A 12159-nucleotide genomic window follows, 5' to 3' on the forward strand; every position below is an offset into this window, starting at 1 on the left:
AAGGAATGGCCTCATGTTGGCGGCCATCTCCTTTCCCGATATCTCTCCGATCATCTTTTCGGTCGAGATTTTCGGTTTCAACCTTGCCCTGCGCTGGTATGCGATGGCTTACATCGTGGGTATAGGGTTTGGCTGGCTGATCATCCGCGCTGCCTTGCGGCGACCGCAAATCTGGCGAAATGGGCCACCGATGCAGGTCGGCCATCTCGAGGATTTGCTGACTTACATCGTCATTGGCGTGATTGCAGGCGGGCGGCTGGGTTACGTGCTGTTCTACAAACCGCAGGAATACCTCGCCAACCCGTTCGATATCCTCAAGATCTGGGAAGGTGGGCTGGCCTTTCATGGCGGATTCGTCGGCGTCGTTCTGGGCGTCTACCTGTTCAGCCGCCGACATAACGTGCCCCTGCCCGACCTCGCCGACATCATCGCCGTAGCGGCCACCCCCGCCATTCTGCTGGTGCGCTGCGCCAATTTCATCAATGCCGAACTTTGGGGGCGCCCGACCGACGCGCCATGGGGCGTGATCTTTCCGGGAGTCGAAGCACAATCCTGCGCGACTGCAACGGAACCGTGTGTGCGCCACCCCTCACAACTTTACGAGGCCGGATTGGAGGGGCTGATCCTAGGGATCATCCTGCTGACGCTGGCCTTCCGCTTTGGTGCACTCAAAAGGCCATGGCTTCTTTCTGCAGTGTTTTTCCTCGGCTACGGCCTGTCGCGTTTCATCGTCGAATTCGTCCGGCAGCCTGACCTGCAATTCACAAGCCCGGATAACCCGCTCGGCCTGGCCCTGCATACGGATGGCTATGGTCTGACCATGGGCCAGCTACTTAGCCTGCCGATGATCCTTGCTGGGTTTGCCGTCATCCTCTTTGTACTACGGCGATGACACCGCTTGGGGCGCTATTGGCCAAGCGGATCGCCGCAACCGGCCCGATCACTCTGGCCGACTACATGGCCGAATGCCTGATGCATCCCGTGCATGGCTATTACACAACCCGCGATCCGCTGGGCGCCTCGGGCGATTTCATAACGGCGCCGGAGATCAGCCAGATGTTCGGCGAACTGGTTGGGCTGTGCCTCGGACAAGCGTGGCTCAATCAGGGGGCACCAAGCGCGATCGTCCTGGCTGAACTCGGGCCGGGGCGTGGTACGCTCATGGCCGATGCTTTGAGGGCGACACGCGATGTGCCCGGCTTTCACGCGGCGGCACAAGTCCACTTTGTCGAGGCGTCATCCAAACTACGCGCCTTACAAGCGCAGGCTGTCCCCGAGGCGACATGGCATGACGATATCAATAGTCTGCCCGACCTACCCCTGTTCATGATCGCGAACGAATTTTTCGATGCGCTTCCGATCAGACAATTCGTCCGGGACGGAGACGGCTGGCGGGAACGGATGGTTGGATTGCAGGATGACAAGCTGACGCTGGGACTTTCGGCGCCTGCACCGCTTGATCTGCTCAGTGACAGGCTGGCGGACACACAAGCGGGCGATCTGGTTGAGCATTGTCCCACCATGCCCGCGATCGCGCAGGCCGCCGGCGCACGGATCGATCGGCATGGTGGCGCGGCGCTGATCATCGATTATGGTGACTGGCAATCGCTGGGCGACACCTTGCAGGCCGTAGCCGAGCACGAAACGGTTGATCCGCTTGAAAAGCCGGGGGTGGCGGACCTGACCGCCCATGTCGATTTTGCGGCGATCGCCGCAAACGTACATCCGGCGAAACATACGCGGTTGACGACGCAGGGCGTCTTTCTTGAACGGCTGGGTATCACCAACCGCGCGCAGATGCTTGCCAAGCGGCTTTCGGGTGACGCGCTGGACGGCCACATCGCCGCACATCGACGCTTGACCCACCCCGATGAAATGGGGGACCTTTTCAAAGTGATCGGCATTTATCCCGCCACGGCGACACCGCCACCTGGATTGGAACCATGACGCTGGACATCATCACGGATTCTGCGCTTTCGGGCATCCGCCACGGCTTTTTCGGACGGGCCGGTGGCGCCTCTTCCGGTGTGTTCAAGGGGCTGAATTGCGGCTATGGCAGCTCGGACCAGCACGATATCGTCACCATCAACCGCGAACGGGTAGCCAAAGCAATGGGTGTGACACCTGACAATATGATCGGGGTACATCAAATCCATTCAGCCGAAGCGCTGATCGTCAGGACACCTCGTACCGATCTGCCCAAAGCCGATGCACTCGTCACAAAAACCCGAGGGCTCGTCCTGTCGGTGCTGACTGCGGATTGCCAGCCTGTCCTGTTCGCCGACCCGAAGACAGGCGTGATCGGGGCCGCGCATGCGGGATGGAAAGGCGCGCTACATGGCGTTCTGGAAAATACCGTCAATCAGATGGAGACGCTTGGCGCAGACCGCAACGGCATCATCGCGATCATCGGTCCCACGATCAGTCAGCGCAATTATGAGGTCGGGCCCGAATTTCAGGAACGGTTTCTGGACGCCGATCCCGACTACCGCCGGTTCTTCACCAAGGCCCAGGGTGATCGGTCGCATTTTGACCTGCCCGCCTTTGGCGTGCACCGTCTACGGCAACACGGGGTCGGCATCGTCAGATGGACACGCCACTGTACCTACGCCGAACCGGACCGGTTCTTTAGCTATCGACGCTCCATGCACCGCAAAGAAGCTGACTATGGGCGATTGATTGCGGCAATCCGGCTATAGTGAGGCCACGAATTGGGGCAACCCAGTGTCGGCAAGATTAACGAACATAAACATCCTCAGCTTAATCAACCCATACATGTTGCATTATTTATATATTTTTCAAAACCTTAGAGGTATTTACCAAAATTTGCGTCGCAGATCGTTCTTTCCACGACAAGGTCAAACTGTTGCCCGCTTGGCTCGGCAATCTTCCGCCTAGGGTGAGAACAGAACGAGTAAGAATAGGCGAAGACCATGAATGATCGTTGGCAAAAATCCTTGGAAGCCGCTGTCGCGGCCTATGACACGCCCATGCCCTGGGAACGCGGTACACAACGTCAGGCCCTGATCGCACGGCGAAGGTTCAAGATGGACGAAATCCGCAAGATTCGCGCGGAAGAGCGGCGCAGCGCCTGATCACACCTCCCACGGAAACAGTAGCCGCCCATCGCGGTCATTGGCCATAAGTCACACGCAATAAACGAAAATTTTTGACAATGCCGCATCGCTTCGACACGTTTTCGACCATTAGCAATCGTCCTCGGATGTTGTTGGTGGGGCCAACACCGGATGTGAAAACCGCAAGGCAATCGCATGAACCGGAACAAGTCGCATGCGCCGAAAAAACGGGCCGAAGCCAGACGAAAGCGGGGACGCATGGACGGCGCGACTGACCCTACCCCACGGGCATCACGCGGCCTGTCCATGACCCGAAAGTACGAGATCAAATATCTGCATCCCACCGCAGGGATCACCGAGATATCGCGCCTCGCCCCGGCTCTCCCCGCCTTCGAGGATGCTTTTGGTGCATTGGGCCACGGCGCGATCCTTCAAACCGACAACGGCCCGATGTGCGTCGAAGACTTGTTGCCCGGCGATCGGGTCCGACTGGCCAACGGTGATTATGACACGCTTTTGTGGCACGGGGCGATGACGCTGCTGCCGGATTTCAACAGCGAAGATATCTCGCTTATCCGCATCACCGCCGATGCCCTTGGCCCGCAGCGTCCCGCGCCCGATCTGGTTCTTGGCCCTACGGCACGGCTGTATCATCGCGCGAATGGCGTCCGCACGCTGACCGGTGTGCGGGGTGCCTTTATCCCCGCCCGTGACTTCGTGGATGGGAGCCAGTTCATCGCTCTGCGCCCCGTGGCGGCAGTGCGGGTATATCAGCTGGGCTTTGCCGAACATCAACGGCTTTCGGTCAATGGAATCGAGATCGAAAGCCTGCATCCCGGCACCGCCTTTTCACTGGGCTTGCGAGGCGACACGCTTGTGCAGTTCCTATCGCTCTTCCCGCACAAACGTGATCTTGAAGAGTTCGGCACGCTCAATACCCCACGCCTGCGGCTGCGCGATCTGGATATTTTCGATCAATAGACCGGTCGCGACGGAGCGATCCGCACCGAGCGCCCCCAAAATCGCCACATCAACAAAAACGCGGCAAAGGCAAGCCCGATCACCAGGCCGAACCACAGCCCCGTGCCACCCAAACCAAACGTGAAAGCCAGCATATAGCTGGCAGGCAAGCCGATGATCCAATAGCTGATCGTCGCCATCACCATCGGCACCGTCGTATCCTGCACACCACGCAACAGCCCCAGCGCCAGAACCTGCGCGGCGTCTACAATCTGAAACAACGCAGCCACCATCAAAAGGCTGGCACCAACACCTAAGACGGTATCGCGGGCCGGCTCATTGGGGTCTATGAAAAGGCCGACCAGTGTTTCGGGAATGGCCAGAAACACGGCAGATGTGAGAATAGCAAAGACCGCCGACATCCCGATTGCGGTGATCCCGCCCTGCCGCAAAAGCTGCTCATCCCGACGGCCCAGCGCACGGCCAGCCCGCACCGTCGCCGCTTGACTGAACCCGATATGAACCATGAACGTCATGCTTGCCAACTGAATGGCGATCCCATGCGCCGCCAGCTCGATCGCACCGATCCAGCCCATCATCACCGCAGAGGCGCTGAACAGTCCGCCCTCGGCCAATGAGGTGAGCCCGATGGGCCAGCCCAGACGAAAGACCCGGGCCATGATTTCACCGTCACTGCGCCAGAAGTTCCGAAACAGTTCAAATTGCGGCAACACGCGCAAGGTGTAGAGCACAAGGATCAAAACGGTCATGATGGTCACGCTCAGCGATGCGATCGCCGCGCCCTGGATGCCCAGTTCCGGCGCGCCCCAGTTTCCGAAAATCAAAGCGTAATTGACAACAGCGTTCATGACCGCGGTGCCGATCGTCGCCCAAAGAATGATCGCGGTATGCTCCAACGCGGCTAGAAAGGACTTCATGGTCATCACCATAAGCGCCGGGATCATCTGCCAGATGACGATCTGCAGATAGATATGCGCCAGTGCCGCGACCTCGGGCTCCTGCCCGATGGCGATCAAAATGTCCTCGGCCCAGAAAAACGGCACGGTCACCGCAAGCCCATAGAAAATCGACAACCACAATCCCATCCGGGTCACACGACGCACCTGCGTATCGTCGTTTTCTTCGGCAGCGGCGGCGACCAGTGGAGTCACCGCCTGCCCGAACCCCGCGCCCACGATGAAAATGACGAAGAACATCGTGCCGGCCAGCGTCGAGGCCGCCAATGCAGTCACGTCGTACCACCCCAGCATCACCGCATCAGTGATGTGGATCGCAAACATGGCGAGGTTGCTCAGGATCAGGGGCATCCCCAGTTTCCAGATCGCCCGCGCATGGCCTTGATATGTCTGTGGCGGCTGGTCCATGATGGCCAGCCTTATGCCCGTTCTAATCCAGCGTAAAGATCAGACCAGGGCGCGCAACGCGAATTGCGTGGCGAGGATGACGACGATCGCGCCCGCCACGATCTCGGCCATAGCCAACGTGCGGGCGACACCCCGATGACCGATCAGGCTCAGCGTACTTTCGCGAAAGCCAACTGCGGCTAGGGCGACAAAAACGGTCACGCTCGCCGTGCCGAGCCCCATGACAAACGCGCCGACGATCCCGGCCCAGTCGATGCCCAAACGCCAGGTCAGAATCAGCAGAAACAGGGCACCGGTGCAGGGACGGATAGCGACGGCGCCAATGACCATTAGCGCATCGCGCCAGCCTTTGACGTTGGCAGCCTGTTCCACCGTGGGGCCGTGGGCATGGCCACATGTGCTGCATATCTCATCGTGGTGATGGTGTTGGTCGTGCTGGATCCGGAAATGGCGAACACCGCGAACAAATAGCCAAAGACCGACAGCACCGATCAGTATATAAGACAACGGTGCCAAGATATCGTCAGCCAGGCCAGTCATCTGCTGACGGCTCCAGTCCAGAACCCAGACCGCCGCGTAAACAAGAATCACGGCTGTGGCCGCTTGCGCCAGCGACGAGGCCAGGGCCAGGCCCGTCAGGCGCAGCGCTGGAACGCGCGCCGCAACGCCATAGCCACCGATGATCAACTTGCCATGGCCCGGTCCCGCTGCATGGACAAAGCCATAGGCAAAACACAGCGCCCAAAGGTTCGTCAGCGCACCGGTTTCGCCTGCGCGCAACGCCCGCAAGGAACCCGCCATCGCATTCTGTACGTCGCGTTGGGCAGCGGTGGCGAAACGACTGACTTGATCGGCCCCACCAAGCAGCCATAGCCAGCCGGCAAGCGCGACCAGCGCGGCCAGCGTCGCTATAGCGGCTGCGCGCATGTCACTGTCACTGTATCGGCAAAGGCCTGCCCGACCTCAGGGAAATATTCATCAGGGCCGACATCGCTGGCCGGACGCCCGTAAAGCAACTCTTCGACCATCGTATAAGCAGCATCCAGATCGGCGCGCGCGATATCGGCCGTGCAATCATCGCGACCCTTGATCTTCACCTCTCCGATCAAGTCGTAGGCGATGTAGTAGGTCGGATCATAAGCCCGTACGATCAACGGTGCATCGCGATCTTCCAACGCAGCGACCGGGCGCAGATGAACCTCGTGAAACACACCATCGGTAAAGGTCATCCGATGATCGCGCTTATCCGCCAATGGCAACACCGTGTCGCCCTGCATGACCTCAAGGTCGCCTTGATAATCCGGTGGCCATGCCGTGATTTGTTCATCCAGCAGTGTCTGCTCGGCCTTCGTCAGCTTAGTGTTACCGTCGAGATCAATCCCGAGATCAGTACTGACCAGTAGCGAAAAGAATTCATCGTAGAACCAGTCCAGCTGCACGCCAACCTCACCGGACGGATCGAACACGATCGTCATCTGCGCCTGAACGAAGACATGCGGATGGGCCATGCTTTGCCAGGGCAGAACGAGGGCCGTGATCAGGGAAACTATGCGCGACATGGTCGTAGTGGTAAAATCACTAGGGCCTAACCGCAATGGACAAGCCGCTAAGGCTTCGGCATTTTTGGCGCATCATTGCCGAGAAGGGGTGGACAATGACCTACGCGACACTGATTTCCGATGCAAAGACGTTCTATACCGCACTGAATGCCGACAATACCAAGGCATGGTGGCAGGAACATAAAGCGACTTACGACGACAACCTGAAAGCCCCAGCCCTCGCTCTACTCGAGGACGTTACATCGCCATTATCGGAACTTGCCGACGCCCCAATAAAAACCAAACTTTTCCGCCCGCACCGCGACGTCCGTTTCTCCAAGGACAAGACCCCTTACAACACGCATTTGCACATGATGTGGCAGACAGACACCGACGCGCCGCAAAACCCTGTTTTCTTCTTCGGCGTAGGGCTTGAATACGTCACCGCTGGCGTCGGGATGATGGGGTTCGACAAGCCAGTACTGGCAAATTGGCGCAAGATGGTCGATCTGGACACGGACCGGATCCTTCGTATCGTGGGCGATATCGAAAAGGCGGGATTCGAACTGCGCGAGCCGGAACTCAAACGTGTCCCTGCACCGTTCGACAAAGACCACGAGGCCGGACGACTGCTACGGATGAAAGGGGTCACCGCCTCTCAGGAATTGTCGCCAAATGCAAAACTGCCGGACGCATTGGTCGCGATATTCCGCGAAGGCTGGCCGCTCAACGCGATGCTGTTGTCGGTGGCCGCGGCGTAAGATGGGTTCGAACCCACCGCCCTTTCGAGCCATCCGCGATAATGCACGATCAACGCTCCGGTTAGCGGCGCTTTCAATGCGACGTCGAACCGAAAGCGGCCCTCCTTCGCATACTCTCGCGCCACGCTTTGCGGCAGCATGAACCGGGGCAACGGGATCGGCCCACAGCGCCCGGACACGACTGGAAAATGCAGCGCGCCTCCTGCCGCATGCAGGCCAAGGGTAAAGGTGAGCGGCCCGAACCGCTCTGTCATAACATCGCCGCGCTTGCGTAGATGGGATACAAATACCTGATCGCCAAACTGGCGGGTCCACCGCTCTCCGTCCTTCTCGGGGATCATCGTGACGGCCATGGGGATATCGTCCGTCTTTGGCGGAAATCCAAAGACCCACGCAATCGAACGCGCCCACAGCGACGGCCCCCGAGTGACAGATCCGCGCCCCACCCAGCGCCGCGGGCCAGGAACCTCATGCACCGCTTGCACTATATCCGGCAAGGATTTGAAAAATCGCGGTAATTGGCGCTGAAATAGCGGCTCGACTTCTTCGCTGATCCGCTCCGTTGTGACTGCCAAATCCGCCATCCCGGCTTCCAAATCAGCCAGCAAAACCTCCGCCACGGCAGGCCGTGCACCGGGTGCGATCGACTCTGGCGCCCGCAGAACGACCCGCGCAGGCACTGCCGGAATGTAAGGCCCCTCACCCGCCCGCGCGATCAGCCGCCATGTATGGCGTTGCCACCCCTTTGCGCTGCAGACTGTGACGGCGACGGACATCCCGCCCTCATCCGTACCAAATGGCCAGAGCAGCTTGGCGGCAAACAGCACGAAGCTGACCAACCAGCGCGGCACGCCAAATCCCAGCTTTCCGCGCAGCCACGAAAATGCGGCCAATGACCAATTCATGACCCCCAATTCCAGCCCCGCGCGGAACAATACGGTGCGGGCGCCAAAGTGGTCCTCGAACAGGCGATTGTCCGGCACCTCAAGCAGCCATCCTCTGCGGACCATCCTCTGCCCGAGATCGAATGTTTCCGGCTGCGACCAGCTACGTAGCGGTACCGGTACACAGTCCAGAATCACATCGAACGGGCGCCCCGCTTGATGCAAAATGCTCTCAACCACCGCCCGGCCCCGTGGCGCGCGATTGCCCGGCAGGATGGCAGAACTGATCGTATCGATTTCACCCGCGCCCTTGGCTAACGCAGCGACAGCGGCGGACGAAATCGCGGGAACGCTCGACACACCCGACAACGCAAAGACCCCTGTCGCGCGCGCCACCCCATCCAATGCACCTATCCCCGCGCAAAATGCCGGATCATCCGCTAGGTCCAGATAATGCACGCCCTGCGCGATGCAGGCGCGGGCCAATGCATAAGGATCATCGCCATAGGCATGAAATGGCCCCGCCGCGTCCACGACGACGTCCGGTGCAACGGCCCACAGCGGCGCCGGATCGCCCCGCCGATCCACGACCAGCGCCTGCGCACCGACCTCATCAGCCAAGACCCGCGCCTTCTGAGCGCTGCGGCCGGCGACATAGACCTCATGCCCGTCCCGGCGCAAAAGCCGCACCAATCGTGCGCCAAAGACGCCATAACCACCAAGGACGACGACCCTCACTGCAGCAACCGCGCGCGAAACGCGGGATCAGGCAAGGCACACATATCGCCGCGCCCGAACATCGCGTACCTGTTGCGCGCCATCCGGGCGTAAAGCCAATCACGCAAAGGACGGGGCACAGCCCGTAGCGCAGAGCATAAACGTCCCCATCCGCCAGAACGCTCGCCCACACGGATGACCGCATCGAAATCGCGCCAAACCTGACCGTCTTCAATGAATAACCATGAGTCCGGGTCCAAGGCATCCAGCCCATTTTTACGCATCAAGGCCCCGCCAACGTCGCCTTGGATCGGGGCAATCCTGATCTCACCCGACCGGTCCAGCCGATGGATCATCCGGGCACCCCACGAACACAGGGCGCACGTGGCATCCATTACGGCAATCGGAGGATCATCATTCATACACCTGAACTAGGCGCAAACGCTCAAAGGTACAATTCAAACACCAGTCGCCTGGAACTTGGCCATCAGATATGGCCCAGATCGAACAGACGGATAGGCATCAGACCCATCCAGCGGCACGATCTCGGCATCCCAATCGGGCTGATGAAAGAAGGCGAGCGATTGCCTGGCAGGCTGCCCAGACTTGGCGACCACACGATGCAGTGTCGACACCCACCGGTCCGCTGTCCATCGAGCCATCAGGTCGCCGATATTGATGACGAATGCCCCTTCCAGCGCGGGCACATCGACCCATCCACCGCCTTGTTGCACCTGTAAACCCGCACTCCCCGGCTGCGGCAACAGGATCGTGAGCGACCCATAATCCGTATGCGCCCCCGCCCGCTGCTGTTTGTCCAAGGGCGCATCCACGGTCGCCGGATAGTGCACCGCGCGCAGGGCCGAAATCGGATGGCTGATAAACGGCGCGAAATGATCCTCGGGCAAGCGCAAAGCAACGGCAAAGGCCCGCATCAAGCGCGCTGCAAGATCCTCCATCGCAGTGTAATAAGCTTCCCATGCCGTGCGAAAACCCGGCAGGTCCGGCCACAATGTCGGCTGATAGCAAAACGCCCGCGCCTCCGCACTTGCCCCATCCGGCACAACCAAAGGACCGCTATTGAAACTCTCTTTCAAATCAGGCGGCGTGTCCTCACCCTTCGACCGGGCCAACGCCTCGGCGTCGGACCCCAGATAACCGTAGGGATAGCCCTGATAGGGCGGTGCTACGGCCTGCTTCGCCGCCGCATCCTGCGCGAAAAACACAGCTGCAGCGCGCCACACATCATCTACGATGCGGGCATCGACCCCATGCCCCTTCAACACCAGAAACCCGGTATCGCGGCAAATCCGATCAAGTCGCGTTGCCATATCGTGGCGTGCATCTTGATGCGCGGTCTCGAACGCGGACAGGTCGAATGAAGGAAAGCTCACAGAACCTCCCGCCACGAATGCTTTGGCGCAAAGCCCACCATCCGCTTGGCCTTGTCATTGGCATAGAACGTCTCATCCGGCCGCATCGCGCGCCGCACCTCCACACCCCGGTAGAACCGGGCGATCACCTCATCGGACGAAATCCCGACCGACATATCGTCATTCGCCACGTTGAACACCTGATAGCTGAGGCCATCGGTTTTCAAACAACAATCCACCATATGTCCCAGATCACGGGCGTCGATATAGGCAAAGATATTGCGGCGTCGCAGTGCCGGATCATCCATGAACGCCGGAAAATTCCCTACGTATTCATGCGGTTCGATCACGTTATTGATCCGCAGCCCGTAGATATCCGCCCCCGTCCGCGCCTGAAACGACCGCGCCGTCGCCTCATTACACACCTTCGACATGGCATAGCTGTCATGGGGTAACGTCGGGTGATCCTCGTCCACAGGCACATATTCCGGCTTCACCTCACCATCGGCGAAGCAGACGCCATACGTCGTCTCGGACGAGGCAAAGATCACCTTGGGCACGCCCAGCTTCATGGCCGCCTCGATCACATTGTACGTCGACAAGGTGTTCTGCCGAAAACACTCACCATCCGTCCCGATCATCACGCGGGGCACGGCGGCGAAATGAACGACAGCATCATAGCGCGGCACGCCCGTGCCCTCGTCCAGCTCATGAAAATCGGTGAACTGGGACATCGCCCCAATGACCTGCCCCGCATCACACAGATCAATCAACAGCTCAGAACATGGCAGGCCCGACGGCACACGATCCACATTCAGCACCCGGTGCCCCTGTTCCAGCAGGTGGCGGATCGCCCATTTGCCTGCCTTACCGCTGCCGCCTGTGAAGAATACGCGCATGCCAACTCCGCATTTCCGTAACCTTACCCGTCACTCAACGCCTAAGGAAAACGTCACCGCACCGATGGGCTAGAACGGCCCGGCCCTTCATGGTGAGTTTGATCTCTGCCCGGTTTCAGAGAAGCCGACAAGGCGTACGACGCCTATTGCACCCGTGTCCACGTCCCGCCGTTTCGGCAGATGCCCAGGACGCAGCCGGAAACCGACAAGGAATTGCCGCTGAGTTGCAGGCGCGAATTATAGGTTTTGTCCCGGTCAGGGGCATAGACCTTGCCGCGATATTCGCCGCTGCCCCTAGCCACGGTCTGAGATATGATGTTGCGTCCATCAAATTCGGTCGAGATCTGATTGCCGCTGGAATCGAATGACCGCACGAGCGTGCCGCATAGCTGCGCGCCACACGGGGCCACGCGAATATGTCCGAAATTGCCGTTGTCATCCCGACCGGTCTGCCATGTACCCTCAAGCGGGTCTGCCATGGCCATTGTGCCCAGGCCGATTGCCGCGATGGCGGTGAACAGAAATGTCTTCATTGTTTTGCCTCCCAATCATGTTGGTGCAAGCA

The 12159-nt window shown here is 59.7% G+C and carries 14 protein-coding genes; 6 read left to right on the forward strand and 8 right to left on the reverse strand.

Annotated features, from left to right (window positions below):
- Window positions 1-13 precede the first annotated feature (13 nt).
- The 5 genes from lgt (at window position 14) to V8J85_RS07070 (ending at window position 4058) form a co-directional block, all read left to right on the forward strand.
- Window positions 14-892 (forward strand): prolipoprotein diacylglyceryl transferase, encoded by an 879-nt coding sequence (gene lgt / locus V8J85_RS07050; protein ID WP_339952971.1) that lies wholly within the window; start codon window positions 14-16, stop codon window positions 890-892.
- Window positions 889-1947, forward strand: a complete 1059-nt coding sequence (locus tag V8J85_RS07055; protein ID WP_339952972.1) for a class I SAM-dependent methyltransferase — start codon at window positions 889-891, stop codon at window positions 1945-1947. Before lgt ends, V8J85_RS07055 begins: the two co-directional genes overlap by 4 nt.
- Window positions 1944-2699, forward strand: a complete 756-nt coding sequence (gene pgeF, locus V8J85_RS07060) for a peptidoglycan editing factor PgeF (RefSeq protein ID WP_339952973.1) — start codon at window positions 1944-1946, stop codon at window positions 2697-2699. The genes V8J85_RS07055 and pgeF overlap by 4 nt, the downstream gene beginning before the upstream one ends.
- A 234-nt stretch (window positions 2700-2933) precedes the next feature.
- Window positions 2934-3095, forward strand: a complete 162-nt coding sequence (locus V8J85_RS07065; RefSeq protein WP_339952974.1) for a hypothetical protein — start codon at window positions 2934-2936, stop codon at window positions 3093-3095.
- 288 nt (window positions 3096-3383) lie between these two features.
- Window positions 3384-4058, forward strand: a complete 675-nt coding sequence (locus tag V8J85_RS07070) for a Hint domain-containing protein (protein ID WP_339952975.1) — start codon at window positions 3384-3386, stop codon at window positions 4056-4058.
- Here V8J85_RS07070 and V8J85_RS07075 read toward each other — a convergent pair.
- Genes V8J85_RS07075 through V8J85_RS07085 form a run of 3 tightly spaced genes read right to left on the reverse strand, consistent with a single transcriptional unit; the run spans window position 4052 to window position 6981 of the window.
- Window positions 4052-5422, reverse strand: a complete 1371-nt coding sequence (locus V8J85_RS07075; protein WP_339952976.1) for an MATE family efflux transporter — start codon at window positions 5420-5422, stop codon at window positions 4052-4054. The two genes, V8J85_RS07070 and V8J85_RS07075, sit on opposite strands and share 7 nt — an antisense overlap.
- Window positions 5423-5461: 39 nt before the next feature.
- Window positions 5462-6349 (reverse strand): nickel/cobalt transporter, encoded by an 888-nt coding sequence (locus V8J85_RS07080; RefSeq protein ID WP_339952977.1) that lies wholly within the window; start codon window positions 6347-6349, stop codon window positions 5462-5464.
- Complete coding sequence (locus tag V8J85_RS07085; RefSeq protein ID WP_339952978.1) at window positions 6331-6981, reverse strand: DUF1007 family protein; 651 nt, start codon at window positions 6979-6981, stop codon at window positions 6331-6333. The genes V8J85_RS07080 and V8J85_RS07085 overlap by 19 nt, the downstream gene beginning before the upstream one ends.
- Window positions 6982-7076: 95 nt before the next feature.
- Between V8J85_RS07085 and V8J85_RS07090 the strand changes: the two genes are divergently transcribed.
- Window positions 7077-7721: a DUF2461 domain-containing protein gene (locus V8J85_RS07090; RefSeq protein ID WP_339952979.1), complete on the forward strand. Its 645-nt coding sequence runs from the start codon at window positions 7077-7079 to the stop codon at window positions 7719-7721.
- On the opposite strand, the gene V8J85_RS07095 is transcribed toward V8J85_RS07090, so the two are convergent.
- The 5 genes from V8J85_RS07095 to V8J85_RS07115 all read right to left on the reverse strand — a co-directional run bounded on the left by V8J85_RS07095 (window position 7619) and on the right by V8J85_RS07115 (window position 12127).
- Window positions 7619-9343, reverse strand: coding sequence for a DUF4166 domain-containing protein (locus V8J85_RS07095; RefSeq protein WP_339952980.1), 1725 nt, complete (start codon window positions 9341-9343; stop codon window positions 7619-7621). The genes V8J85_RS07090 and V8J85_RS07095 overlap by 103 nt on opposite strands.
- Window positions 9340-9744: a thiol-disulfide oxidoreductase DCC family protein gene (locus tag V8J85_RS07100; RefSeq protein ID WP_339952981.1), complete on the reverse strand. Its 405-nt coding sequence runs from the start codon at window positions 9742-9744 to the stop codon at window positions 9340-9342. The genes V8J85_RS07095 and V8J85_RS07100 overlap by 4 nt, the downstream gene beginning before the upstream one ends.
- A gap of 36 nt (window positions 9745-9780) precedes the next feature.
- Window positions 9781-10716, reverse strand: a complete 936-nt coding sequence (locus V8J85_RS07105) for an isopenicillin N synthase family dioxygenase (RefSeq protein WP_339952982.1) — start codon at window positions 10714-10716, stop codon at window positions 9781-9783.
- Window positions 10713-11594, reverse strand: a complete 882-nt coding sequence (locus V8J85_RS07110) for an NAD-dependent epimerase/dehydratase family protein (protein ID WP_339952983.1) — start codon at window positions 11592-11594, stop codon at window positions 10713-10715. Before V8J85_RS07110 ends, V8J85_RS07105 begins: the two co-directional genes overlap by 4 nt.
- Window positions 11595-11737: 143 nt before the next feature.
- Window positions 11738-12127 (reverse strand): DUF2147 domain-containing protein, encoded by a 390-nt coding sequence (locus V8J85_RS07115; RefSeq protein ID WP_339952984.1) that lies wholly within the window; start codon window positions 12125-12127, stop codon window positions 11738-11740.
- Between the last annotated feature and the right edge of the window lie 32 nt (window positions 12128-12159).

Source organism: Yoonia sp. 2307UL14-13 (assembly GCF_037572755.1).
In the GTDB taxonomy this organism is placed as follows: domain Bacteria; phylum Pseudomonadota; class Alphaproteobacteria; order Rhodobacterales; family Rhodobacteraceae; genus Yoonia.